The organism is Amycolatopsis sp. cg13, from assembly GCF_041346965.1.
GTDB lineage: Bacteria > Actinomycetota > Actinomycetes > Mycobacteriales > Pseudonocardiaceae > Amycolatopsis.
Genome location: NZ_CP166848.1, coordinates 150,797 through 174,965 on the forward strand (window position 1 = coordinate 150,797; position 24,169 = coordinate 174,965).

A 24,169-nucleotide genomic window follows, 5' to 3' on the forward strand; every position below is an offset into this window, starting at 1 on the left:
AGGGGAACCCAGCGTTCCCCTCCCGGCAGGTCAGACGCGTCCGCGAACGAGGTCGATCAACCGCCCGAGCACGTGATCGCCTCCCGCGCGCAGGCCGTTGTGCTCGTACTCGTTGGTGATCCACGGCCGCAGCGTCGGGATCAGCCGCGCGGTCTCTTCGGAGAACACCCGCTCGACGTACATGTCGTTGGCGTAGATCGCGGCCGCGGCCGGGACCGTGCACTCGCGCAGCACGTCGGCGTCGTACAGCCGCGGCCATTCGTGCGCGGCAAGCAGTTCCGCGGTCTCCTTCATCGGACGGAGGCTGTGGAGGTCGTCGAAGAGCGAGGGGAACACGTGCTCGCCGGTGAACAACGTCCGGTCGGTGCGGAACTCGTCGGGCAGCACCCGCTCGGCGGACCAGCGGGTGGCGAACCCATCGGAGTACGACGACTCGTGAATCACCGAATACAGCGGATTGCGCGCGCTGAACGGCAGCGAGCTCGCGACGTCGTACGCGAAAGCCGGGGATTTCGGGTCTCGCTCAAGCAGATAATGCAGCGCTTCCTCGCCGCCGCTGGCACCGAGGACGTAACCGAGCTGCTGGAACAACCGCGCGGTGAGCGGACTCCCGTCGGGCAGGAGCACGGCCCCGTCGTCGAGCAACGGCAACAGCGCTTCGACGCGCGCGCGATCGCCGGGGTAGCGGAGGTAGTACTGGCGGTTGCGCTCGAGCAGGTTGGCGAACGTCGCGGTGTAAACCTCGTCCGGATGCCGCGCGATCGGCGGCAGCCCGCCGGTGAAGAACGCCTCGGCCAGCCCTTCGGGATACTGGGAAAGGTAAGCGAGCGTGCAAAACCCGCCGAACGACTGCCCGAGCACGCTCCACTTCTCGACCCCCAGCTGCCGCCGCACGAACTCCGCGTCGCGCACGATCGCGTCGGCGCGGAAGTGCGTGAGGTATTCGGCCTGCTCGGCCGGCGTGCCGGTGAGCGTGCCGACCGGCGTGGACCGCCCGGTGCCGCGCTGGTCGAGCATCAGAACCCGGTACTCCCGCAACGCCCGCGGCAACCAGCTGGGCGTCCCGCGCGACGGCCGCGGCGCCTCGTGCCCGGGACCGCCTTGGAGATAAACGAGAAACGGCCGGTCGAGCCCGTCGGGATCCGCGACCTCCCTGGCGAAGACGGTGATCTTCGCGCCTTCCGGACGGGAATGGTCGAGGGGAACGGAGAACTCGTGCTCGGTGAGCACCAGGCCGGAAACGCGCACGGTGGTTGCCATACGGGCGATTCAACCAGAACGGGCGCGGGGGAGGCCACGGAAATTGGCGGCTCCGGTCTATTGTGGACAGTTCGGCGCCGGATTCCCGAGCGGTCCGTCGCGGTGTTTCCGGGAAGCCCGCGGCTTTGCCGGGTCCTGCGGCAGCCGAGCCCGTGCGTGCCGCAGACGAGGGCCGGCACGGCGAAGCTGCTTCCTGCCGGATCGGTCTGGCTGGTTGCGGCGTTGCCGGGAGCCCGAAGGGCGGCTGCGGCGGTTCCTGCGGCAGCCGAGGCCACGGCGAGCGTGGCCGCGGCGAGGTTCGCGGGGGGCCTGCCCGCTGAGGCTCCCGGCCTCGACTCGCCAGGGCACGCGTCTGTCCAGCACCCGGCCCGGAATCCCCCGCCGGGCGAGCGCTATTCCTTCCCCATCGACCGCCGGATTTCGGCCAGCTTGTCCTTCGCCGCCTCCTTGCGGTCGGCGATCTTCTTGTCCAGCGACTGCAGGTCCTCCGGCCCGCCGATCCCGGCGAGCTCCTGCGAGCCGACCGACGTCGTGTACCGCTTCTCGATCCGGTCCCGCACGAAGTCGAACGACGGGGCGCCGTTGTCGCTGTAATCGGGTTCGGGCAGGGCAGCGGGCGGCGGCGTGCCGGGGCTCTCCACGATCTCCGCGTCGAGCGGCTCCTGCTCGCCGGGCTTGTCCGCGCTCATCGTCTCGCCTCTTCTCGGTTCGTCGGCTCCGCCTTCGACCCTAGCCGACCTCGACGGGGACGGGCGGATGTTTCGCCGCCGCCGGTCTGCGGTAGCCCATCAGGGAGTGAAAGGAGTCCGCGATGCTTCGCCCCCGCTCGACCGCGCCGCCCGCCCCGCCCGAGCCCGTCCCGCCCGGTCCGGTGGAGCCCGACCCGGTGACGCCGGGACCGGACCGCCCGCTGCCCGACCCCGAACCCCTCCCGCCCGAATCGGAACCCGGCCCCGAGCTGGCGACGGCGGGTCCTTTGTGGACAGTCCGGCCGGAATAAACCGGACGGAAGTCTCGGCAGCCGAGATCCTCGGCTCGTGAAGGGGTTCCCAGCCTGGCGAGACGGACGGTGCAGGTCGGCCCGTCTGCCAAGATGTCTGCTGATGCCGGTCCGCCCGCTTGCCTAGATGCCCGCTGACGCCGGTCCGCCCTCTTGCCTTGGCCCCTGCTGACCCCGGTCGGTCCGCCTGCCTCGACGCTTGCTGACGCCGGTCGGCCCGCCCGCTAAGGCGCGTGCTGAGGCCGGTCCGCTGCCTGCCTAGATGCCCGCTGAGGCCGGTCCGCCCGGCCACCTAGGAGCCTGCTGGCACCGGTCAGCCCGCCCGCCGAGACGCCCGCTGCCCTCTCCGGTCCGGGCCCGGTCAATCGCCAGCCTCACCGGCGATCGTTTCGCGCAGGCCCGCGAGGCCCGAGCACTCCGGGCGTCCCGCCTCCAGCGCCGCGTCCACCTTCGCCCGGTGCGCCTCCGCCCATTCGTCGAGCGTCTGCGCCTCCTCCTTGGCCAGCTTCGCCCGCGCGTCCACGAGCACCTGCGCCGCGTCCGGCCCCGGCACCACGACCACGCCTTCCTCGTCCGCCACGACGATGTCCCCGGCGTGCACCGTCACCCCGCCGCACCGCGCGGGCTCGCCGAGCGGCGTCACCGCGGCTTTCGTGCCGGGAATCGGGATCACGCCGCGCGCGAACACCGGAAACCGCGCCTCGCGGACCTCCTGCAGGTCGCGGATCACGCCGTCCAGGACGAAGCCCGCGATGCCGCGCCGCTGAGCAGTCGCGCAGACGTTGCCGCCGGCCAGCGCGTAGTCGACGTCGCCGGATTCGGCCACGATCACCGCTCCGGCGGGCGCGCGGTGGATGGCCGCGTGCAGCATCAGGTTGTCGCCCGGCGGGCAGCGCACCGGGTACGCGGACCCGGCGATCCTCGGCACCGGCCCCCACAAGGGGCGCACCCCGTAGTCGAGCACCTGGCCGCGGCCGAGCAGGTCGGCGAGCGTCGTGGTCGGGATGTCGGCGAAACCGTCGTCCATGGACGGCGATGCTCTCACGCGCGGCCCGGCCGGATACCGTTCCGTGGCACCGATCACGGAGGAGAAGATGGCTTTCCGGCACACCGTCGCCGCGTCCCCGGTCGGCGATCTCACCCTGGTCGCCGACGGCGGCGCGCTGGTCGCCGTCTACTTCGACGGCCACAGCCGGACCCCGCGCTTCCCCGATTTCGGCCCGCGTGCCGACGACACTTTCGCCACTGTGACCCAGCAGCTCGACGAGTACTTCGCCGGCCGGCGCCAGACCTTCGACCTCGAACTGGACCTGCGCGGGTCCGACTTCGAACGCCGCGTGTGGCAGCTGCTGACCCGCATTCCGTACGGCGAGACGCGCACCTACCGAGACCTGGCCGTCGAACTGGGCGAACCCGGCGCGGCGCAGGCGGTCGGCAACGCGAACGGCTGGAACCCGCTGAGCATCGTCGTGCCCTGCCACCGGGTGGTCGGCAGCAGCGGCGGCCTCACCGGCTACGCGGGCGGCGTCGCCCGGAAGCGGTTCCTGCTGCAGCTGGAGGAACCGCCTGCCGACGACGCCGGACGGCTGTTCTGACGGCCTCACCCCAGCGCGGCGCGACCGTGTTTCCAGTACCCCTGGAACGCGATCGCCTGCTTCGGAACCCCGCGCTCCCGTGTGAGAAACCGCCGCGCGCCGGTGGCCAGCCCGCTTTCGCCCGCGACCCACGTATAGCCCGGCGGATCGGACAGATCGAGCTGGGCGAGGACGTCGAGCGCGAGCCGCCCCGGCAGCCGGTCGTCCTCGCGGACCAGCCAGTGGACCTCGGCGCCGAGCGGCACGTCGACCGCGTGGACGTCGTCCCGCGCCCCGACCTCCAGCAAAACCGTGGCCCGCAGGCCAGGCGACGACTCCAGGATCGCCAGTGCCGCGGGAATCGCGCTCTCGTCGGCAAGAAGCAGCTGCGTCACGCCAGCTGGCGGCAGATAGGTGATCTCCTCGTCGAGAATCCCGATCTCGTCGCCGGGCCGCGCGCTTTCCGCGAACCTCGACGCCGGACCGCCGTCGCCGTGCACCGCGAACTCGATGTCCACCTCGCCGGGCCGCGTCGCGCGGATCGTGTAGTTCCGCACCCACGGCCTGGACGCGCTGCTCATCAGCATGTGCTGAGCGAGCCAGCGGTTGCTCGACGCGGTGGGAAGGCGCAGCTCGCGCTGGCCCTCGCGCGGGAAGAACAACCGGCACCATTGATCGAAGCCGAGCGGCGCGAAGTCCTCGAGGTCCTCCCCGCCGACGGTGAGGGTGACGAAATGCGTGGACGTCCGTTCGGCGCGCAGCACGGACGTCCGGAGCAGCCGCCTGCTGTCGGGCGTGCGGCGCTGGGGGAGAGTCGGCATGGATGGTCCCGATTCAGTTAGGTAAGGCTTGCCTTCTGAACGGTAGCCGCAGTCCTCATCGGACGGCAAGGGTGCGCGCCCTCGTCCCGAATGCACCCGTCCGTGGTCCTCGCTCCCGGCGGATACCTCCATCCGGGCCAGTTCGCCGAGAGTCGCCTACGCTCGATGATCACGCTCCGTGCCACTCATGTGGGTGACGGTTGACTGCTCAATAACCGGACTGGCCGTGACACTCTGTGTATCACCGGCTGGCGACCACCTCTGGTCCGGCCGAGTTTCTCCACCTGGCGAATGTGCGGATGAACGTGCATATTCCCGTGTCAAGGTCGGTTCTGTGCTGTTCGCGGAGGTGCCGAGAGGTCTGGACAAGCCGTCGAGGGAGTGGCCGCCGGGTGTCGAATCGGTGACAGCGAAGAGTAGCGAAAACCGTCACTCGAACCGTTGGGCGACGCTGAGGGACCGTTCACCGCGACACTGCCAGTAGAACTGGTCGGTGACGCACCGTCTTCGCCAGGATGAGCCCATCCGGGGCGCGCGCCGCACGAACGGCCGGGGTCCGGACAGCCGTCGGAACCGGTCCGCCGGCCGGAAGAGAAAGGGACGACGACCTCATGACGGTGGTTCCCTGCCTCGCCGACCAGCCGCTCCGCACCGGGCATCCGCGCCAGACCGGCGCGCCGCCCGAACCGGGGGAAGAAGCGGTGCTGGTCCGGGCGCCGCAGCAGCTTGGCCGCGAGTGCGAGCCGGAGTCCGCTCCGCGACCACGCGGCGCGGCGAAGCGGAAGAGGGCGGGCCAGCCTGCCGAGGGGAAGCAGTTCCGCGGCGCGGACGAGCAGGCGAAGCAGCAGCCGGACGGCGCGGCGGAATCGGATGCGTCGGCCAAGCGCACCAGCTCCGAGCGGCAAGCCGGGAAGACGCCGCCGGAGAAGGCTGAGCCACGTGAACCGGCTCGGTCAGCCGCGGCTGTTCAGGAGGCCGAAGCCAGCCAGCCGAGCGGAACGGCCCGCGTCGGCGGCGTTCGGGAAACCGGTGCCGTCCAGCCGGGCGAGGCAGCCGCGAGCAACGCAGCCGATTCTGCCCAGCCGGGCAACAAGGTCGCAGCCGAGGCGGTCGGAAGCGACGCGGCGAAAGCCACCACAGCCGCAGTCAGCGCGGCCCAACCGTCCGAACCGCTCCACCCTGATCCCGAGCACCCCAGCCGGGTCCGCGTAGTGGTCGACTGGGATCCCTTCTCCCGCCCGCCCCGCCGGATCGCCACGCGGGACGAGATGGTCGCCTCCGCGCACCGCGTTCTCGCCCGCCGACAGCACGGCCGCCATCGCAAGCCCGACACCCGCGACCCCTGGGCCACCCGGGCCGCGGACTTCGTCGTCGCCTGGGCGGCCACGCTCCGGATGGCGTTGCTCCTCCTCGCCGGGACCGCGTTCCTCGCCGGCCTCGTGCTGATGGACAGCCCGATCGCGGGCGTCGCGATCACCTCCGTGACCCTCGCTGCGGGCGTCGCGGCCTGGATCGCCCGGCCGCGAAGGTCACCGTCGCATCGCTGCTGAGAGAAAACCCGGCGAGGTGTCGATGTCGCGCCAGCCCGTTCGACGAGGATGCGACGGCCGGACGAAACCGGCCACCGACCCCGAGGAGCGGGCAATGCGTTTCCTGCTGATGCACCGGCTTGACGAGAGCGCCCCCGAGGCCTGGAACCCGAGCCCCGAGTTCATCGAGAAAATCGGCGCGTTCATCCAGGACTGGACCGAACGCGGCATCCTGATCACCGCCGAGGGCGTGCACCCGTCGGAGAAGGGCGCGATCGTCCGCAAGCCGCGCGGCGCGACCCCGGCGGCGACGGACGGGCCGTTCACCGAGGCCAAGGAGGTGATCGGCGGGTTCGCCCTGGTCAACGCCGCGGACCGGGCCCAGGCGGTCGAGTACGCGCGGCAGTACGCGGACCTGTTCGACGAGATCGAGGTCGAGGTCCGCCAGGTCGTGGAGTCCGAAGACCTCGAGGCCATGGGCGCGGAATAGCCCAGCGCGCACGGCATCCGGCCTATTCGCGGGCCAAGTCTTTGTCATTCGTTGACCCGCACCGCGCCTCGCGGGGATCTTCGTCCTGGGGACAGGGCGGGGGATCCGAGGAGGCAGCGGTGCGGGTCATGCTCACGGCGGTCTTGACAACGATGTCGGCGCTGGCGCCGGTCCAGGCGAAAACAGCCGAACCGGCGGCGAATATCGTGGTGTGCAACAAATACTGCGACAACCGCGCCGCCGACCAGGCGTCCAGCGACCGGATCGCGGTCACCACAGCGCTCGACGACCGCGTCCTCCAGCTGCACTTCGCCGACGGCGACCCGATGGGCTGGGCGGTCGTCGACCACTCGCGCCCGGGCGACCAGGTGTGGCTCGACCGGTCCTTCGACGGCGGCGCGACCTGGGACGGCGGCGCGCAGCTGGGCCTGACCACCGCCCCGTCGGGAGTCGGCGGCTGGCGCACCCAGATGTACAACAACGACGACTGGAACAACCGCGGCGTCGGCGCCCTGCGCGCGTGCGGCAGTTCGGTCGACAGCGGCCGGATCGCTTGCACGCCTTGGGCTCGCACCCGCTGGAACGCGGCGAACCGCTCGCAAGCGGCGGCGACCGCGATGATGGCGCTCTACGACAACGGCACCGGCTACTTCCGCAATGGCGGCGGCTGGGGCACGGCGGTGTCGCTGGCCGCGGTGATCCGCAACGCCTCGGTCAGCCGGATGGCCAGCTACGACTACGCGATGGCCACGACGTACGACAAGAACGTCAACGCCGGCCGCGGCCAGTTCCGCAACGAGTTCTCCGACGACACCGGCTGGTGGGCGATGGCGTGGCTCGACGCCTACGACCGCACCGGCCAGCAGCGCTACCTCGCCACCGCCAAAGCCGGCGCCGACCACATGCAGACCTTCTGGACCAGCGACTGCGGCGGCGGAATCCGATGGAAAGAAGGTCTGACGTACAAGGCGTCCATCTCCAACAGCCTGTACATCCAGGTCAACGCCACTATTGCGGACCGCACCGGCGACGCGACTTACCGGATGCGGGCGCAGCAAGGCTGGGATTGGTTCCGAGGCAAGGGACTCATCGGCTCCGATGGCCTCGTGGTAGATGGCATCGACGGCACCAGTTGCGCCGCCGTCGGCCAGCGCTACACCTACAACCAGGGCGTCTTCGTCTCCGGCCTCACCGCGCTGTCCAAGGTGACCGGCGACCAGGACTTGATCGGCACCGCGCGTTCGGTCGCCGACTCGACGACGCGCACCGGGTCGTTCTTCACCGGCTCCGACGGCATCGTCCACGACCCCGGCGAGGGCAGCAGCTGCAGCGACGACGGGTCGTACTTCAAGGCCGGACTGGTCCGCGGTCTGTCCGAACTGGACGCCGCGACGCCCGACGCGCCGTACCGGGATTTCCTGGCCAGGCAAGCGGATTCCGCCTACACCCACTCCCGCGACGACTTCGACCAGTACTCGCGCTCGTGGTCCTCCAGCGCGGAAAACGGACCGGGCTGCCAGGCCGCGGCACTCGCCTTGATGAACGCGACGTACTAGCCCGGCGAGTGATCGACAGCACACCCGTCTCCGCAAGGTCCATCCGGGTACGGTTGACGGTGCCACGGAATCCTGCGTGGTTCATGCGGACGGGGAAGGGCGATTGTGGAGCTGAAGGTCGGGTACAAGGCGTCGGCGGAACAGTTCGGGCCTCGTGAGCTGGTGGAGTTCGCGGTGCGGGCCGAGGAGCTGGGGCTGGACTCGGTGTGGGTGTCGGACCATTTCCTGCCGTGGCGGCACGAGGGCGGGCACGCGCCGTGGGCGCTGGCGTGGATGCCGGCGGTGGCGGAGCGGACCAGCCGGGTGCTGATCGGGACCAGCGTTTTGACGCCGACGTTCCGGTACAACCCGGCGGTGATCGCGCAGGCGTTCGCGACGATGGCGCTGCTGTCGAACGACCGGGTGATTCTGGGTGCGGGCACCGGCGAGGCGTTGAACGAGATCGCGGTGTCGGGCCGGGAGTGGCCGGAGTTCAAGGAGCGGTTCGCGCGGCTGCGCGAGTCGGTGCGGTTGATGCGGGAGCTGTGGAGCAAGGACAGCGTCGATTTCGAGGGCGACTACTACCAGTTGGTCAACGCGAAGATCTACGACCGGCCGGAGCGTCCGGTGCCGGTGTACATCGCGGCGGGCGGTCCGGTGGTGGCGAAGTACGCGGGCCGCGCGGGCGACGGCATGATCTGCACGTCCGGCAAGGGCATGGAGCTGTACACGGAGAAGTTGATGCCCGCGATGGCCGAGGGCGCGGCGGCGGCTGAGCGGGACGCGTCGGGCGTGGACCGGATGATCGAGATCAAGATGTCGTACGACCGGGATCCGGAGAAGGCGCTGGCCAACACCCGGTTCTGGGCGCCGTTGTCGTTGAGCGCGGAGCAGAAGCACACGGTGTCGTCGGCGGAGGAGATGGAGCGGCTGGCCGACGAGCTGCCGATCGAGCAGGTCGCGAAGCGGTGGATCGTCGCCTCGGACCCGGACGAGGCGGTCGCGCAGATCAAGCCGTACCTCGACGCGGGCCTGAACCACCTGGTCTTCCACGGCCCGGGCCACGACCAGGAGCGGTACCTGGCGCAGTTCGCCGAGGACGTGCTGCCGCGGCTGCGCGCGCTGTCCTGATCACTGTTGCTGCGGAAACCCCCGTCCGGCCGCGCGCTGGGCGGGGGTTTCAGTCTTCGCTGGGGAAGAGGATCGGGCTGAGCAGGTACCGCCTGCGCCCCGGCGCGGGTTCGTTGGTGAGCATCGGCGCGATGGCTTTCCGCATGCCGTCGATCATGTCGAGCAGTTCGTCGCGGTCCAGCCAGACGGTGTGCTGCCGGTAGCCGACGAGATCCTCCACCGGATTCGCCTGGCCCCGGCTGAGGTACGCGTCGAACTCGGCGACCAGCGCGGCGGTCGCGGCGGCGAATCCGCGACGGTGGTCGTCCGGGGTCAGCTGCGCGATCGCGTCCTGGCCGATCGACGCGTTTTCCTTGCGCAGCCGGTAAGTGCGCTCGACCGCGCCGCGCACGCGTTGCTCGTCGGCCACCTCGAGGATGCCGCCGTCGGCGAGGAGGTCGACGTGCCGGTAGACCGTCGCCTTCGAGACGTCCGGGAGCAGTGCGCCCAGTTGTGCGGTGGTGAGCGTCCGGTCGCCGCGCAGCGCGTGCACGATCCGCAGCCGCACCGGATGCCCTAGGAGAGTCAATACATCCACCTTCAAATGTTCTCACACGGTGCTACCATTCGCATAGATTGAGAACGATGGGGGTCGGGATGAATGCGAGCGAGGTGGCGACGGCTGTCGTCGGGCAGGCGCGGGACGGGCAGTTCAGCGAGATCGCGACGCGGTTCTCGCCGGAGTTGCGGGCGGCGGTGTCCGGCGCGGCGCTGGAAGCGGCGTGGACTGTGCAGATCGGTGAGCACGGTCCGGTGACTTCGCTGGGCGAACCGGTCGCTGAGCCAGCGGGTCCTGGACTGACCCGGGTGCAGGTGCCGGTCGGCTGCGCGCGGGGCGGGTTTCTCGTCGTGATGTCTGTCGATGCGGCGGGAACCGTTGCGGGGCTTCGGCTTGCTGCCGCCGTGGGGTGGACCAAACCGTCCTATGTGGATGGAACGGTGTTCGTTGAACGGGACGTCGTTCTTTCCGCGGAACCCCACTCGGTGCCTGGAACACTGACTGTGCCGCGAGGGGAAGGTCCATGGCCGGGGGTGGTCCTGCTCAGCGGCGGCGGGATCTTCGACCGCGACGAGACGGCCGGGCCGAACAAGCCGCTCAAAGATCTCGCGTGGGGCTTGGCTTCCCGGGGCGTGGCGGTGCTGCGCTTCGACAAGGTGACGCACGCCCATCCCGAGCTGGCCAGCGCATCCGGCTTCACGATGTCCGCGGAATACGTGCCGCATGCTGTCGCGGCCGTTCGGCTTCTGCAGTCGCAGGACAGCGTCGATGCCGCGCGCGTGTTCGTGGCTGGGCACAGCATGGGCGGGAAGGTCGCGCCGCTGGTGGCGCTCGCCGAGCCGTCGGTCGCGGGGCTGGTTCTTCTGGCGGCTGATGCCGAGCCGATGCACGAAGCCGCTGTGCGGGTGGTCCGGCATCTGGCAGCGTTGGACGCCAAAGTCGAGGCGCTCGTCGAGCCGCTCACCCGGCAGGCTGCGGCGGTCGCTGAGCCGGCGTTGTCGCCGACCACGCCGGGGGACGGGTTGTTGTTCGGCTATCCCGGGTCGTACTGGCTGGAACTGCGCGAGTACGACCCCGTCGCGACCGCCGCGTCGCTGTCGGTGCCGCTGCTTCTGGTGCAGGGCGGCCGGGATTATCAGGTCACGGTCGAGGACGACCTGTCCCGATGGCAGAACGGACTGGCTGGACCGGCGGTGGACATTCGGGTCTATCCGGCGGACGACCACGAGTTCTTTCCCGGCACCGGGCCGTCCACACCGGACAGTTACCGGCAGCCGCAGCACGTCGACCCGGCGGTGGTGGCCGATCTCGCGGAGTGGCTGACGCGGTGATCGAGGCCCGCCGGTCGCGGACCTCGACCACCGTGGCGATCACTGCCGCCTGAACCGCCTTCTCCGGCTCGCCACCAGGAATCCGGTGCCTCCGGCGAGGAGGGCTCCGCCGAGGATCAGCAGCATCGGCAGCAGCGGAATCCCGGTCGAGGCAAGGGAATCCGTGTCCGTCGCGCCCGGAGCGGGCGGATGGGCGACCGGAGGAACCGCCGGGCTCGTCGCCGGGGGAGCGGACGACGTGGGCGGGCCGGGCGGCGCGGGCAGGTAGACGCCGGCGTCGATGGTGTGGTCGACCCCGCCCGCCTGGGCGGGAGCGGTCACCGGCGCGTAGCCGTTGCAGAGCCGTCCGGTCTTGGGCGGCACGACGTTCGAGTCGTGCGCCCGGTCCGGGCCGGCGGTCGGGAGCGTGAATCGCAGATCGGTCGCCGGCGGGGTCCCGGGCACGTTGTCCGTCGCCGCGGTGCAGACGTCGAACTGCACGGTGTACTTCTCGCCCGGCTTCAGCTGGTACTCCGCGCCGACGCCGCCGAAGTAGTACTCGCCCGCCTTGTCGGTCTGCGTGGTGGCGACCTTCTTGCCGTCGACGTCGAGCAGGTTCACGGTCGCCTTCGCGAGCGGGACCTCGTCCGTGCGGTTCGGGTCCTGGATGCCGTTGTGGTCGCCGTCGAACCAGACGAGGTTGCCGATCTGGATCGGCGCGTTCGCGGCCTGGTAGGCGATGTCGCCGAGCCCGCCCGCCTTGCCGAAGCTGTTGGCCGGGCCGACGAACGCGTACCCGTGCTTCGGATTGTCCTGCCCGGGCCCGATGCCGGAGTCGACGTCGTAGTATCCGACGCCGTCCGAGCTGACCGCCTGTGCCGGGTCGAGTTCGGTGCTGATCACCCACTGCTGCTGCGGGATGTAGGCGACCGAACCCTGCGCGGCCTCCTGGTGCAGGCCGTTGCCGGAGCGGTTGGGGTCGTAGAAGTCGCCGTGGAAGTACTCGACCGTGCCCGCCGGTTCGTGGCCGTTGGTCGCGGGCGTGCCGTGGTTCGGGCAGACCCCGGTGCCCTCCCAGTCGTATCCGCCGCCGGGCGCCGCGCACGCCATGGTGATGTCGCCGCCGGACATGCCGGTCGCGACCCCGGTGCGGCCTGGCCGCGGGTCGATGCCGGAGCCGAAGACGTCCATGAACCGGTCGCGGAAGCCGAGGATCATCGAGCCGTCGCGGGTGAACGCCAGGCTCGCCAGTTCAGGCTGCGGGTTGATCCCGGGACCGTGCTTGATGAACTTGTCCCACGAGGCGAACGAGGTGTCCCACGGGTTCCAGTGGTCCATGTCCTCGTCCTGGAAACCCGCGATGACGTTGCCGCGGAGGTAGTCGAGACGGTGCTCGACCACCGGAGTGAACTTCGTGCCGTCGTAGGTGTAGACCACGGCTTTCAGGTCCTCGCGCCGCTTCGTGCTTTCCGCCGAGCAGACGCCGCCGACATACAGCTTCGCGTCGTGCGCCGCGACCGCGAACGGCCGCCAGTCGTCCGGGCCGGCGCAGTCCGGCATCGGGATCGGCGTCTGCTTTTCGATCTTCGCGGTGTCTCCGGTCGCGTCGAAACTGAGCAGGTTCCGGGTCACCAGACTTATCGCGTACAGCGTCTTGCCGTCCTCGGTGAGCGCGATCCCGCCGAGGCTTTCCTTTCCGGGGACGTCGACGAAATGCTCGTCCTTGCGCATGTCGACCGCGCCATGTGCGGTGATCTCCGCGCCCGGCACCTTCGCGAACAGCTTGGGCGCGCCGCCGCCGAGTGGCGTCGTGTAAATCGCGCCGCCGCCCTCGGGGCCGTACTTGGTGAAGCGTTTCGCGAACGCCGACTGGAAAATGCGCTCGCGGTATTTGTCGTACGCCAGCCCCCACGTGGTGCCGACTTGCGCCTGGGTGTTCAGCACAGTCGGACAAGCCGAGTCGGCGGGGCAGGTGCCGCGGAGATTGCGGTCGAACGCGACCAGCGCGCGGGTGTTCGGATCGGGTGCGCTGCCGTCGCTGTTCACCGCCGGGTTTTGCACCGGCACGTAATAGCGGGCGTCGGGGAGCGTGTGGTCGGCCGGGTTCCAGACGCCGGTGATCACCGAAACGTCCTTGGCCTCGCGCAGATCCACGAACGTCGTGAAACTGTCGAAGTGGTTTTTCTCAGTGGACGCGGGCGCGGCTTGCAAATACGCGCGGTACGGATCCGGAACCGAAACGTCGACGCGGTACCGGCCGCCGGCGAGCGGGGCGGCCGGGTCCACGACGACCTTGCCCGCGGCGTCCGTGCGGCCGCGCACCTGATGCCCGGCGGGGTCGGTGACCAGCACCGACATGCCCGGCTGCGGCGTGTCCATGGTGGCGTTGACGATGCCGGTGCCGAAGAAATCGCGGAGCACTTGGACGGTCAATGTGCCGTCTTCCGCGGCCCCGGCGCTGCCGGCGGTGACCGTCATCGCGCTGCTGCCCAGCACCAGGGCAGCAGCGGCTAATCGGGCCAGCCGGAATCTGCCGCTGGTTCTTCTGCCACCTCTGTTCATGACTGCGGGATCTCCGTTCTCTGCGCGGAATATTCGCGCGGCGTGCCGCAAAGTGCGTAACAGTGAACCAGAAAACGACCTTTCCGGGTACGGCACCGGGATAAACGGACCGGGTGAATCGAAATCCCTGCTACGGTCACTCGCTGTGCTTGCCAAACGGATCGCGCGCCGCTGGCTCGTCGTCGCTGTCGCGGCGATAGTCGCAGTCGGCGCAGGAATATTCTCGTATGTTGCCGCCAGTTCGCCCGATTCCGGCCCGCGCGCGGTCACCGCGGACGAGGCGAGCCGGCTCGCGATCGCGCGATTCCGCAATTACCAGAAACAAGGCCGCGCGGTGACGATCAGTGTCCCCGCCGCGGCGGGCGAACTCCTGATCACCGGTTCGGCCGATTACCGCGCCAAGACCGGTTACGGAGTGCTGAAAGGCAAAGGACGCAACGACTCCGGCAATGGTCTGATCCGGTGGACCGGCACCCGCGTCGAACTCCGCCCGTTGCCCGCGATCCCCGATCTGCCCCCGGCGAACCCGCCCGCCGACGGCTGGTTCGGCCGCCCGCTCAATCCGACCGCGGGCCCGCTGGACCGGTCATTGGCCATTCTGCTGGGCCTCGGCAGCGACCGGCCGGACAACGCGCAATTGCTGCCGCAGAACGGCGCCGAATGGGTAGGGTCCGATCAGGTGAACGGCCACGCCATCGACGTCTTCACCGGCCCGGATTCCCGGGAACGGCCCGGCAGCGCGGAATCCGTCCGGTACTGGCTCGACGCGGACGGGGTGATGTACCGGGTGCGGACTTCGGTCCCGGGGGAAAGGAATCCGGTGGTCATTGATTTCGACACGCACGAATTCACTGCGGTTCCGGTTGGCCGCTGACATTTCCTCAGGATTTGGCTAGAGGTCCGGTCAGCCTGCGAGGGCGGCGAGTGTCAGCGTGAGGAATCGCGACACTGCGATCCGTGGCCCTAGACGGCAGCCACCGAGGCCCGGTCCGCCAGCAACGACGCGCCGGGCACCTGGATCTTCGCGACGTCCGGAAACTCCGGCACCGCCGGGACAACCGTGGGACCCGCCGTGCTTGCGGCCGGAAATTGCGGCTGCAGCGGCGGTGCCGCGACCTCGGTGAACGGAATGCCCGCGGGCGGGTTCGCCCTGGTCCAGCTGCCCGAAGGGGAGTCCGCCGCTGCGGGACAGGCAGCACTCGCCGCCAATCCCTCCGGAATCGTATGCAGCGCCCCGGAATCAACGCAGTTTCCGCTGCCCTTGGTCGCGCCGGGGAACGTCCAGCCGACGTCGAGGCCGTTCGCCGCGAAGACGTCGCCGACGATCCGGTTGCCCGTCGGCGGCACGTCCTGGGTCGCGGTGAGCACGAGCCCGGCGTTCGCGTTCCCGGCGATCCGGTTGCGCAGCACCTGGTTGCCGCTGCCGCCGTCGATGCCGATCCCGATGCCCCAGCCGCCGTCGGCCTGTTCGGGCGTCGCCGCCTGCCCGTTGGCCGCGACCAGATTCCCGGCGACCACGGAATCCCGCTGCGGCAACAGCTTCTCCTGATGATCGGAGTTGGCGGTCAGCCCGACCCGGTTCCCGCTGAACCGGTTGCCGGCGACGTACATCTCGCCGCTGGCGTTCGTGCCCTCGAAGCCGACCGCGTTGAGCTCCGCGACGTTGTCCCGCACGACCGTCCGGCACGGTTTGCATTGGCCGACATAGATTCCGGAATCGGCTCCGCCGGACGTGTACGACTGCTCGATCACCCCGTTCTGCGCGGAAAACGCATAGATTCCGTAGAGACCGTTGCGGGTGGCGGTGACGTGCGAGACCAGGAACGAACTGAGGAAACGGATCGGCTCGTCGCCGGTGTCGTAACCGCCTCCGTGCCCCGGCAGCCCGTCGGCGGCCTTGACCGAACCCGTGACGAGGACGCCGTTCTGCGTGTGATTCCGGACGGTCAGATTCTCCACCGCGACGCCCGGCGCGGACACGACGACGCCGTTGTCCCGCTTCAGCTGTCCGTCGACGACCACTCGTTCCCGCACTTCGCCGCGCAGCGTGACCTTCGGCGTCGTGAGCTTCACCGTTTCGTGGTATTCCCCGGGCGCGACAAGCACGAGATCCCCGGACTGCGCCAGGGAAACGGCGGCGGAGATCGTCGGCGCGTCGGCGGGAACGCGGATCGTGACGCCCGCCCCGTCCGGCCGATGCCCCTCGGCGGAGGAAGAACCGCAACCGCTGACCAGCGCGGCGGAAAGCCCCAGGATCGCCACCATGGCGGGAAAACGCATCCGCCCAGTCTGGCACGAGCGCCGGATTCCGTTGGGGTGATTGTTCGCCGGGCTGGCGGTCGTGCGCTTGGTTGGTGCGTGCCGCGGTCGGCCTGGTTGCGGGGGAGCGGCTCCCTTCCGCTTCCCGGCCAGACACCCGTTCCGCCGAGCCGAATTCGCCTGGCGCACCGGAATCTGTCACGCTGCCCGTCGTGAATTCCGCTGAGCGCCGCCCTTCCCGCCGCGCTTTTCTCGGGGCCGCGATGACCGCGGGTCTCGCCGCCGGCTGCCACGCGGCCTCCGCCCCCGACTCCGCCGAGACCCGGCCCGGCCCGATCCCGCCCACCGGCGCCCACCAAGCCGGGGTCACCACGCCGCAACAACCACAACCGCACCTGCTGATCGTCACCGCGGATTTATCCGTTGCCCCAGGCCCCTTTCTCGCCGAATTAGGCCGTACCATCGTGGCCCTGACCGCGGGAACGGAAACCCGCTTCCTAGGCCTGCCCCCAGGCGACCTGACCGTGACCGTCGGAATCGGCCCCCGCCTCGTCCAGACCCGCGACCCGCAACTGCCCGGCGCGAAAGACCTCCCGCCGGCCGCGCACGAGACGATCGCCCCATCCGACCGCGGCGGCGACCTGCTGCTCCAGATCTGCGCCAGCGACCCACTGGTCCCGCCCGTCGCCGCAGCCGCGCTCCTCGCGAAGCCCGGCGTACGCGAACGCTGGCGGCAATCCGGCGCACGCGGACCGCACGTCCCGGTCGCAGCCGGACAGACCGCGCCGAGGAACGTCCTGGGTTTCGTCGACGGCATCATCGGCCCGCACACTCCCGCCGAGCAGCAACGGGACCTGTGGCTCCCCGGCCCGCCTCCGGTCGCGGGCGGCACGATCGCCGTAGTCCGGCGGATGGCACTGGACGTGGCCCGATTCGCCGCGTTGCCGGTCGCCGCGCAGGAATCCGTCTTCGGCCGCCGAAGAGACTCCGGAATCCCGCTGTCCGGCGGCTCCATAGCGGACGGTCCGGACCTGGGCGCGAAAACCCCGGACGGCCGGTACCTCGTCCCCGCCGACGCCCACATCCGCCGCGCCCACGCGAACGTCGTCGGGGCCGGGCTCATGCTGCGCCGCAGCTACAGCATGGACACGCCGACCCCGGGGCTCCTCTTCGCGAGCTTCCAGAACGACCTGCACACGTTCACCGCCACCCTGGCGAGCATGGAGGCCGCGGACGCGCTGCTGCCGTTCACGACCACCACCGCGAGCGGAACCTTCCTGATCCTCCCCGGCTTCGACGAACACCGGCCGCTGGGATCGACGCTGTTCCCGTCCTGAACGGGCGGCTGGGCCCCGACGGGAGATCTGTTGGCGGAGGGCACGTCCGCTTCAGCGGGAGACGTCTCTGCACAGCAGCTCCGTCGAGCGATGAAATTCCTTATGATGAGGCAAATGAGGGGAAAGATCGCTTTCGACCCACATCTGCGGCGGACGAGTTCGGCGGAGTCCTTGCCCTGGCTGGCCAGGACGGTGACTTTGCTGCGAGTGGGTGAGGACGGCTTGGTCACCCAGGCCAAGACAGATTCCGAAAAACGGGCGATGCTTGGTACCGCCACAGGGCAGGAACTGCTGGTCGTGGCGTGGCCCGGCGAGTGGAGCCAGGACCTCTTCGTCGTCGACGACCTACCGGCGGCACGGCTTGCGGTCGGCCTCCCGCGTCGCAGGGTCGCAACTGCCGAGCCTGCGGGCGAGCGCTACGTGCCCAGCTTGAGCAGGGACTGGTCTCCGTCCGAGTCGCGTGACCTGTGGGCGTGCCTGGCCGGCTTGCCGGATCTGCCCGCAGAGGGAAAGCGGCAACTCGTCGACAAGGAGGCCGAACGGGTATCGGCTCGGCGGATCAAGCCGCTGCTCGCCCGGGAGGATCTTGACCGCGAGGCACGCCAGCGCCTGCTCGCTGGCGTGGAGTGGTGGGACGCGGGGGACCTCGTCGCCGACGACTGCTGCTCTGATGAAGAAGCGCTCGAATTGCTGAGCCGGTTTCCGGCCAAGGCCAGTGTTCTCGCAGCCGCGCTGCGGCGGGAGAACGCCAAGCAAGCGGCCATGCACAAGATTGCCGAGCTGTCCGGCGAGGATGCTGCGGAGCTCTGGTGGGACGCCGAGAAATGGCCCGCTGAGGCGAAAGCGCAACTCGCCTCGAGTGTTGTTGACGCAGTGCTCCGTTCGCGGCCGGCGAAGCCGTCGGCTGAAGTGCCAGGGTGGCACAACCGGCGCGACCCGGAGAGTCTGCTCAGGAATCTGATCGAGCATCTGCCGCCCAGCCGGCGCGGGGAACTACTGGCTCATCCTGAGCACGGCCCCCGTATTCAGCGCGCGTTCCTCGCCGCGGGCGAACTCGCCGATGCCGAACTGCTTGAGTGCTTGCCGGAAGTGAAGGCAGCAGAGGCGGCTGACCTCCTTGCGTACCTGAAGCGGTTTCCGCAGCTCGTCGAGCTGGCTCGAGACGAAACAGGCGACGCGGTGGCCAAACTGGTCGCTGACGGATGGGATCCAGAACAGGCTGCCCGAACCGGCCAGTGGGCTGATCTTGCCGCGGTCGCTCGCGCGGCCAACACGTCCGCCTGTATTGACGCCTTAGTCCGTGCTGCGGTTGTCGAGGGACGACCTGGGCCGCGGGTCGCCTACTACCGGTTCGTCGACCTGATCGCGGGAAACCGGGCGGCATCGCCGTCGCAGCTCCGGAATCTGCTCGATCGTCTGCCGGACGATCACATCCTGGACATCGAGGAGCAGCTTCCCGCCCGAAGCCGCACACGGCGCCTGTGCTCTGAAATCCTTGCCGCGAGGGAGCCGCGCGCCGTGTCGTCTGCCAAACCGGCACCCCCTGAGGAGAGTCTGCCGACGGATGAGGAACTCTCGACAGTGGCAGACCCGCAGGCCGTGCTCGCAGACCTGCTCCGCGACCGAAGCAGAAACAGAGACGCGGTCGTTGCCCATGTTCTCGAATCCGCTTATATGACCGACGAGTTTGCTTGGCGCATGCCTGTGCGCGAGATCGAGCGGCACCCTGTCTACGGGCCGCGGCTCGCGGCGAAAGTTATCGAGATCTGCGGCGATTCGCCGAGCAGATGGCAAGCACTCGCCGCTGCGTGGGGAGCGCAAACGCAGCTTCTTACCTCGACGTTGTTTAAGCGAATAGAGGTGTAGCGGCCGAGGTAGCAGAAACGCGGCGCGGAGAAGCTGATCGTGCTGGTCTGGCCATCGGCCATGTCGTCAGGGGCGGAGTGTCAGCGTCGTGAGCGACGGCTGCGGCTGACAGTCGGTCTCGCGAATTCTTCGCCCTGCATCGCAGCGCGGAGTGCAGTGTCGCAGTCGCCGATCGTCAGACCAAAACCGTAGCCTCGGGTGTTGAATCCCCTTTGGCTCAACGCTCTTGCCATGTCGTATTCGCTGTCCGTCACTTCGCGAGACTGCTCGCTCTGTTCCGGCATTCGCCCGCGGACGTGCTGCGCAAGCTCTGGATATCCCGCTGCTCGGACAACGTTGCGCAGGAACAGCTCGCAGGTCTCGTCGGTGACTCGGTAGCCCGGGTTGTCCAGAAGAATCAGGCGGCCGGTTCTGCCGGAGCTCGCGAAGGCGACCCGGCAGGCAGCGGGCACCACAGCGACCGTCCAGTCGATGTGGGCGATTTCCAAGCTCGCAGAGGGGCCCAGCCGTGCGACGAGCTCGATCAAGTCGGGATCGATTTCGCTGCCGTACCTCTGAAACAAGGCCAGAACAGACCCTGGATGGGCGAGTGCCATCGATTCCAGCATCAGCTGCCACGAAGCGCCTGCCGCGAGCCAGGCACCCTGTACTTGATCGGGAAGGTCTTTCTCGTCTTCCAGGCTCATCCTCCTGGCAAGCGCGTGCTCTTTCTCGGCGAGCGTCGTTGTCGCTGACTCGAAGGTTTTGCCGCTCGAGACAGCATCGAGCCAGTTCGGCAGACTGTCACGGTTGACTGAGTAGTGCATGCCCATGTTTGTCGTGATCTCGGCGTCGTCGAAATGACGCACCGCCATCGCCACGAACCGGTCGTAGTAGCGCTTGTGCTCGCGGGGAGTCCGCCCTCGGCGGACCCAATCGGCGAGAACCATCGCCGCCAACCGCTCGTCGTTCGAGCCGAGAAACCGGTCTATCCGCGCGATGAGGCGTTCTCGACGGGCAAGCTCGGCTTGCCAGAGCGACGCGAGCGGTTCTTCCTGGAGTCGATCCTCGACCTCGCCGCGACCCCACTCAGATGGGTCTGAAACGCTGACACGGGGACGTTCCCTGCGGCCCATTCCCGTTCAGCTTTGTCGGTCTTGGCGGCAAAGCTGACGAGACGGCGAGCGGCGGTCAGGTAATCGCGGAGCAGACCCAGTGGGTCACAATGCAGTCCGTCTGGCAGATTCCGGTCTCCGAGTGTGCCGTCTGCGGGCTGTACTAACTCCCGGGTTCGAGCCTGTGACTTCAGCGAACTGCAGTTCGGGTCGGCGTGCCAGCGAGTGCCTGTCTTCGTGCCCCACACCTGCAGCGTGGCACTGGCCCATGGACCGAGCGGAAGATCTTCCTCAAGCAACTGAGGATCTGAAGCACGATCACCGATGACAGGCGCCGCCATACAGGTCTCCCACGAGTCGTCGACGTGTTGTGGGAGCGATATCGCGCCTGGCCGCCAGGTTCGTTACGACGAAGGCCAAATCTCCTGGGAACGACGGAAGCCCTGCCTCTCCGCAGAGAAGCAGGGCTTCCGGGCAACGCTGGTGCGCGATACTGGGATTGAACCAGTGACCTCTTCCGTGTCAGGGAAGCGCTCTCCCGCTGAGCTAATCGCGCGAGGTGGAGACGGGATTCGAACCCGTGTACACGGCTTTGCAGGCCGTTGCCTCGCCTCTCGGCCACTCCACCGCATGGGGCTTGAGCCCTCCGAGCGGACGACGGGATTCGAACCCGCGACCCTCACCTTGGCAAGGTGATGCGCTACCAGCTGCGCTACGTCCGCACTACCGTGGCTCCGCAGTCGCGGGCCGGAAGCCCGCACCCCGTCGCCGTGGTGTGAAAGAACCATATCCGACCCCGGCGACCGGCGCGGCACCGGGGGGTTGTTGGCCCGCTCGCGGGGCGGTGATCAGGCCAGATCGTTCGGGATCAGGTGGGTGAGCGCGTCGTCGACGTCGACCCACAGGTGCTCGTTGCCCGGCAGCACGACGTCGTACGTGCGGTCGAGGAAATCGGCCAGCTCCTGCGCGGACGCCTCGAACATGGCGTGCCCGGACGGCGAGTTCAGCTCGATCAGGACCGACTCCGGGTCCTCCACCGAGGGCCGGATGCGGACGTCCCCGTCGCCGGCGTCGGCGAGCAGGCCGTCGGCGAGCAGGTCGCGCGCGTAGACCCATTCGACCCAGCCGGCCCGCCCGGTGCGGAAGGCGGCGACGACGGCGTACGGGTCGCGGGTGTCGTAGCGCAGCTCCACCTTCACCGGAACCGCCGGGGTCCGCGGCGCCAGCAGGTCGAAGACCGCCGTCGAGCGGAGCGTCACGTGATCGTTGCGCATCGTCCTACCCTTCGTCTCCCTTCCCGGCCCGGACGACCGAGGACAACGGTGAGACGCACCAGGAGCCCGGATCCGTCGCGAGTGCGCTCGAGATCACCCGTTCGAGACCGTCTGCCCCGAGGTCCGTCCGGTCCGTCGCCGTCCGTGCCGCGCAGCCTTCAGCGGGCGCCCGGTGGGGAGCCACCAGTACATCTTGCGCGGTTCGGCCGCTGTGCGATAGCACCGTCGCACGGATGTCGCGGACGCCCGCACGCGCCCCCGCCCGCGCAAGGCCTTGGTTAGCTCGGGGTTGTTCGGACGGTATTCGCAGGCAGACGCGCTGTAGTCGGATCAAACCACCCGTTTGCAGGCCCCCGAAAGTCGTGGGGTAGGCTGAGAACGCACCGCGAGCGGGCGATTAGCTCAGCGGGAGAGCGCTTCGTTCACACCGAAGAGGTCACTGGTTCGATCCCAGTATCGCCCACCATCAGGTCAGAGGCCCTTTCCGGACATCCGGGGAGGGCCTTCTTGCTGTCCGTACGGCAGCGAAGCGCCGCAGCGGCCTCGCGGAGGCGGTTTCCGGGCCTCTTGAGCGCGGCGCTGGCCGGTCCGGGGAAGACGTCCAGGCGGCTCTCCGTCGCCGCGGACTGCGCCTCGCGGGGCTCGACGACGACCTGCCGCGCGCCAGCGACGGCCGGCGCTGAGAACGTGCAAGCTGCCCTCCGGCGCCGCCCGGTCGTCGATCGACGGGCGACCACCCTGACCACGGGCCGGGAGCTGCGGCTCCAGGTGCTCCCGCAGCCTGTCCTCGAGCCGCCGCCGCTGCTGCGTCGGCCTCGCGACGAGGCGGCGTCCAGCCGAGAACATCGGCGCTCTGAGCGGCCGTCCGGCGGGTGCGCCGATCGGTTACCCGGATCGGGATGCCTTCCGGTACTCCGTTGTAGCCAGTCGAACGATCTGCCGCTCGCTTCAATTGTGCGGCGAAGATTGAACTGCCCAATCGCGACCTCGCTGTAGCCGGTGAATCAAAGGATGGTCCCGTGAGCCTGCCCGAGAATTGGTGGAGCCCCAGTCAAAGTTATGTCTCGGAGATCCTCTCGCTGCTCGCGGAAAAGTCGGATCGCGATGTCTTTTACTGGCGTGGCGAAGCTTTCTCCGGCGGCGACCTGGTCCGGTCCGTGACCGAAACATTTCGCGCGCTGCGCGATCGCGGGGTGGGCAAGGGGGATGTGGTGGCGATTCTGGTCGCGCCGAACAGCCCTGAAATGCTCACCGCGCGGTACGCGACACATCTGCTCGGCGGAGCCGTGTGCTATTTGCGAACCACCAACCCGGGCACCAGGACGACGGTCCTTCCGCTGGATCAGCAGATCCAGATCCTGCGCGACACCGAAGCCATGACCGTCTATGTCGATGCCGAAAATTCTGAGCGCGCGCTGGAGCTCGCCGACGGCAGCGGGATCCCGGTGACGCGAATTCAGCCCGGGGAACGCGACGAGGCCGAATCTCTGGACCCGGCGCCGTGGGACCCGGACGCGTTGGCCGTCATCGGCTTCACGAGCGGCAGCACCGGGCGGCCCAAGGGCATCCAGTGGCCGGGCCGCGCTTGGGAAGCGATCGCGCGCGGATGGCGGGAGCTCGGCCGTGAATTCGGCTGCGCGTCGATGCTGGTGTCGACCCCGCTGAGCCATGGCGCCGCCGCGATGGCGGACGCGGTGTTCGTCTTGGGCGGGGTGCTCTACGTCCAGGAGAGCTTCGACGCCGAGAAAGTGGTGCGCGCGGTCGCCGCGGAGAAGGACGTCTCCTGGACGTTCATGGCCACGAACCACGTGTTCCAGATCATCGACCACCTGCTCGAACGGGGAATCCGCGACCGGGCCGCGGTGGAAGCCGCGGGCTTGTCCTCGCTGAAGCGGATCATCTACGGCGGCAGCCCGGCGGCGCCCGCTCGGACCGCGCAGGCTTTCCGGCTCTTCGGTCCTGTTCTGGCGCAGGGGTACGGCGCGAGCGAGGCCGGCCGGATCACGACCCTCACCGCCGAGGAGCACGGCGACCCGGAGCTCGCGGCCACTGTCGGGCGCCCCTTCCCCGAGGTCGAGGTCGTCGTCTGCAACTCGGACTCGGGCGAGCGATTGGCCGCGGGGGAAATCGGCGAGGTCCGCGTCCGCGGGCCGCAGATGATGGACGGCTACACCGGCGACCCGGAACTGACCGCGCGAGTGCTCCGGGACGGCTGGTATTTCACCGGAGACATCGGCTTTCTCGACGAGCGGGGATATCTGACCCTCCTGGGCCGGGTGGGCGACGTCATCAAGGTCGGCGGCGTCAAGATCCATCCGATCGTCGTCGAGGCGGAAATTCTTTCCCATCCGGGCGTCCGGCACGCTGCCGTCTACAGCGTCCGGGACGAGGACGGCAGCGACCACGTGCACGCCGCGATCGAGTGCCACCCGGACGAGATGGCCGACGCGGAGAGCATTCGCACGAGAATTGCCGAAGCACTTTCCGAATTTCATGTGCCCGAGAAGATCAACGTCCTGGAAAACCTCCCGATGAACGGCATCGGGAAACCGGACCGGGCACTCCTGCGGTCGAAATTCGCGTGAGGCG

The 24,169-nt window shown here is 69.1% G+C and carries 19 protein-coding genes and 4 tRNA genes; 11 read left to right on the forward strand and 12 right to left on the reverse strand.

The genetic code is table 11. From position 1 onward, the window contains the following. Nucleotides 1-30: 30 nt before the first annotated feature. The 3 genes from AB5I40_RS00605 to AB5I40_RS00615 form a co-directional block, all read right to left on the reverse strand. Nucleotides 31-1,260 (reverse strand): alpha/beta fold hydrolase, encoded by a 1,230-nt coding sequence (locus tag AB5I40_RS00605; RefSeq protein WP_370936436.1) that lies wholly within the window; start codon nt 1,258-1,260, stop codon nt 31-33. A gap of 392 nt (nt 1,261-1,652) precedes the next feature. Further along, nucleotides 1,653-1,949, reverse strand: coding sequence for a hypothetical protein (locus tag AB5I40_RS00610; protein WP_370936437.1), 297 nt, complete (start codon nt 1,947-1,949; stop codon nt 1,653-1,655). Nucleotides 1,950-2,621: 672 nt separating this feature from the next. After that, nucleotides 2,622-3,287, reverse strand: a complete 666-nt coding sequence (locus tag AB5I40_RS00615) for an RraA family protein (protein WP_370936438.1) — start codon at nt 3,285-3,287, stop codon at nt 2,622-2,624. A gap of 43 nt (nt 3,288-3,330) precedes the next feature. Between AB5I40_RS00615 and AB5I40_RS00620 the strand changes: the two genes are divergently transcribed. Continuing rightward, nucleotides 3,331-3,855, forward strand: coding sequence for a methylated-DNA--[protein]-cysteine S-methyltransferase (locus AB5I40_RS00620; protein ID WP_370936439.1), 525 nt, complete (start codon nt 3,331-3,333; stop codon nt 3,853-3,855). Nucleotides 3,856-3,860: 5 nt separating this feature from the next. Here AB5I40_RS00620 and AB5I40_RS00625 read toward each other — a convergent pair whose 3' ends face one another. Beyond that, a complete protein-coding gene (locus AB5I40_RS00625; protein WP_370936440.1) occupies nt 3,861-4,655 on the reverse strand; it encodes a siderophore-interacting protein in 795 nt (264 codons plus the stop codon). Nucleotides 4,656-5,266: 611 nt separating this feature from the next. On the opposite strand from AB5I40_RS00625, the gene AB5I40_RS00630 reads away from it, so the two are divergent. The 4 genes from AB5I40_RS00630 to fgd all read left to right on the forward strand — a co-directional run bounded on the left by AB5I40_RS00630 (nt 5,267) and on the right by fgd (nt 9,340). Next, nucleotides 5,267-6,205, forward strand: a complete 939-nt coding sequence (locus AB5I40_RS00630; RefSeq protein WP_370936441.1) for a hypothetical protein — start codon at nt 5,267-5,269, stop codon at nt 6,203-6,205. 94 nt (nt 6,206-6,299) lie between these two features. Next, the gene (locus tag AB5I40_RS00635) at nt 6,300-6,674 is read left to right on the forward strand and encodes a YciI family protein (RefSeq protein ID WP_370936442.1); all 375 of its coding nucleotides are present in this window, start codon (nt 6,300-6,302) and stop codon (nt 6,672-6,674) included. 128 nt (nt 6,675-6,802) lie between these two features. Beyond that, the gene (locus AB5I40_RS00640) at nt 6,803-8,230 is read left to right on the forward strand and encodes a glycoside hydrolase family 76 protein (RefSeq protein WP_370940431.1); all 1,428 of its coding nucleotides are present in this window, start codon (nt 6,803-6,805) and stop codon (nt 8,228-8,230) included. Nucleotides 8,231-8,335: 105 nt separating this feature from the next. Further along, complete coding sequence (gene fgd, locus AB5I40_RS00645) at nt 8,336-9,340, forward strand: glucose-6-phosphate dehydrogenase (coenzyme-F420) (protein WP_370936443.1); 1,005 nt, start codon at nt 8,336-8,338, stop codon at nt 9,338-9,340. A 49-nt stretch (nt 9,341-9,389) separates the two neighbouring features. Here the strand turns inward: fgd and AB5I40_RS00650 are convergent, their stop codons facing one another. Further along, nucleotides 9,390-9,917, reverse strand: a complete 528-nt coding sequence (locus tag AB5I40_RS00650) for a helix-turn-helix domain-containing protein (RefSeq protein WP_370936444.1) — start codon at nt 9,915-9,917, stop codon at nt 9,390-9,392. Between the two features lie 47 nt (nt 9,918-9,964). Between AB5I40_RS00650 and AB5I40_RS00655 the strand changes: the two genes are divergently transcribed. After that, nucleotides 9,965-11,209: a serine aminopeptidase domain-containing protein gene (locus AB5I40_RS00655; protein WP_370936445.1), complete on the forward strand. Its 1,245-nt coding sequence runs from the start codon at nt 9,965-9,967 to the stop codon at nt 11,207-11,209. A gap of 39 nt (nt 11,210-11,248) precedes the next feature. Here AB5I40_RS00655 and AB5I40_RS00660 read toward each other — a convergent pair whose 3' ends face one another. Further along, entirely contained in the window at nt 11,249-13,666 is a 2,418-nt protein-coding gene (locus AB5I40_RS00660; RefSeq protein ID WP_370936446.1) for an SdrD B-like domain-containing protein, read from the reverse strand. Nucleotides 13,667-13,895: 229 nt separating this feature from the next. On the opposite strand from AB5I40_RS00660, the gene AB5I40_RS00665 reads away from it, so the two are divergent. After that, nucleotides 13,896-14,624, forward strand: a complete 729-nt coding sequence (locus AB5I40_RS00665) for a hypothetical protein (protein WP_370936447.1) — start codon at nt 13,896-13,898, stop codon at nt 14,622-14,624. An 89-nt stretch (nt 14,625-14,713) separates the two neighbouring features. Here the strand turns inward: AB5I40_RS00665 and AB5I40_RS00670 are convergent, their stop codons facing one another. After that, nucleotides 14,714-16,030 (reverse strand): nitrous oxide reductase family maturation protein NosD, encoded by a 1,317-nt coding sequence (locus tag AB5I40_RS00670; protein WP_370936448.1) that lies wholly within the window; start codon nt 16,028-16,030, stop codon nt 14,714-14,716. A 191-nt stretch (nt 16,031-16,221) separates the two neighbouring features. Here AB5I40_RS00670 and AB5I40_RS00675 point away from each other — a divergent pair, with 191 nt between their 5' ends. Next, nucleotides 16,222-17,346 carry a Dyp-type peroxidase gene (locus AB5I40_RS00675; protein WP_370936449.1) on the forward strand — a complete coding sequence of 375 codons (1,125 nt, stop codon included), beginning with the start codon at nt 16,222-16,224 and terminating at the stop codon, nt 17,344-17,346. Between the two features lie 114 nt (nt 17,347-17,460). Next, entirely contained in the window at nt 17,461-19,212 is a 1,752-nt protein-coding gene (locus AB5I40_RS00680) for a hypothetical protein (protein WP_370936450.1), read from the forward strand. 80 nt (nt 19,213-19,292) lie between these two features. On the opposite strand, the gene AB5I40_RS00685 is transcribed toward AB5I40_RS00680, so the two are convergent. The 5 genes from AB5I40_RS00685 to AB5I40_RS00705 all read right to left on the reverse strand — a co-directional run bounded on the left by AB5I40_RS00685 (nt 19,293) and on the right by AB5I40_RS00705 (nt 21,580). Then, nucleotides 19,293-20,327 carry a hypothetical protein gene (locus AB5I40_RS00685; protein ID WP_370936451.1) on the reverse strand — a complete coding sequence of 345 codons (1,035 nt, stop codon included), beginning with the start codon at nt 20,325-20,327 and terminating at the stop codon, nt 19,293-19,295. Nucleotides 20,328-20,787: 460 nt separating this feature from the next. Continuing rightward, nucleotides 20,788-20,862: transfer RNA gene (locus tag AB5I40_RS00690), tRNA-Val, on the reverse strand. Between the two features lies 1 nt (nt 20,863). After that, nucleotides 20,864-20,934 (reverse strand) — tRNA-Cys (locus tag AB5I40_RS00695). A 21-nt stretch (nt 20,935-20,955) separates the two neighbouring features. Further along, a tRNA-Gly gene (locus AB5I40_RS00700) sits at nt 20,956-21,028 on the reverse strand. A gap of 126 nt (nt 21,029-21,154) precedes the next feature. Then, nucleotides 21,155-21,580: an SsgA family sporulation/cell division regulator gene (locus tag AB5I40_RS00705; RefSeq protein ID WP_005159130.1), complete on the reverse strand. Its 426-nt coding sequence runs from the start codon at nt 21,578-21,580 to the stop codon at nt 21,155-21,157. 391 nt (nt 21,581-21,971) lie between these two features. Between AB5I40_RS00705 and AB5I40_RS00710 the strand changes: the two genes are divergently transcribed. Further along, nucleotides 21,972-22,046: transfer RNA gene (locus AB5I40_RS00710), tRNA-Val, on the forward strand. A gap of 553 nt (nt 22,047-22,599) precedes the next feature. After that, on the forward strand, nt 22,600-24,165 hold the full coding sequence (locus AB5I40_RS00715) for a class I adenylate-forming enzyme family protein (RefSeq protein WP_370936452.1): 1,566 nt from the start codon (nt 22,600-22,602) through the stop codon (nt 24,163-24,165). The last annotated feature ends 4 nt before the right edge of the window (nt 24,166-24,169 follow it).

What these genes read in the sequence shown, in the direction of transcription:
- AB5I40_RS00605 (WP_370936436.1), bottom strand. Translation starts at nt 1,260, where the DNA reads ATGGCAACCACCGTGCGCGTTTCCGGCCTGGTGCTCACCGAGCACGAG.
- AB5I40_RS00610 (WP_370936437.1), bottom strand. Translation starts at nt 1,949, where the DNA reads ATGAGCGCGGACAAGCCCGGCGAGCAGGAGCCGCTCGACGCGGAGATC.
- AB5I40_RS00615 (WP_370936438.1), bottom strand. Translation starts at nt 3,287, where the DNA reads ATGGACGACGGTTTCGCCGACATCCCGACCACGACGCTCGCCGACCTG.
- AB5I40_RS00625 (WP_370936440.1), bottom strand. Translation starts at nt 4,655, where the DNA reads ATGCCGACTCTCCCCCAGCGCCGCACGCCCGACAGCAGGCGGCTGCTC.
- AB5I40_RS00630 (WP_370936441.1), top strand. Translation starts at nt 5,267, where the DNA reads ATGACGGTGGTTCCCTGCCTCGCCGACCAGCCGCTCCGCACCGGGCAT.
- AB5I40_RS00635 (WP_370936442.1), top strand. Translation starts at nt 6,300, where the DNA reads ATGCGTTTCCTGCTGATGCACCGGCTTGACGAGAGCGCCCCCGAGGCC.
- AB5I40_RS00640 (WP_370940431.1), top strand. Translation starts at nt 6,803, where the DNA reads ATGCTCACGGCGGTCTTGACAACGATGTCGGCGCTGGCGCCGGTCCAG.
- AB5I40_RS00655 (WP_370936445.1), top strand. Translation starts at nt 9,965, where the DNA reads ATGGGGGTCGGGATGAATGCGAGCGAGGTGGCGACGGCTGTCGTCGGG.
- AB5I40_RS00660 (WP_370936446.1), bottom strand. Translation starts at nt 13,666, where the DNA reads ATGACGGTCACCGCCGGCAGCGCCGGGGCCGCGGAAGACGGCACATTG.
- AB5I40_RS00670 (WP_370936448.1), bottom strand. Translation starts at nt 16,030, where the DNA reads ATGCGTTTTCCCGCCATGGTGGCGATCCTGGGGCTTTCCGCCGCGCTG.
- AB5I40_RS00680 (WP_370936450.1), top strand. Translation starts at nt 17,461, where the DNA reads ATGAGGGGAAAGATCGCTTTCGACCCACATCTGCGGCGGACGAGTTCG.
- AB5I40_RS00685 (WP_370936451.1), bottom strand. Translation starts at nt 20,327, where the DNA reads ATGGGCCGCAGGGAACGTCCCCGTGTCAGCGTTTCAGACCCATCTGAG.
- AB5I40_RS00705 (WP_005159130.1), bottom strand. Translation starts at nt 21,580, where the DNA reads ATGCGCAACGATCACGTGACGCTCCGCTCGACGGCGGTCTTCGACCTG.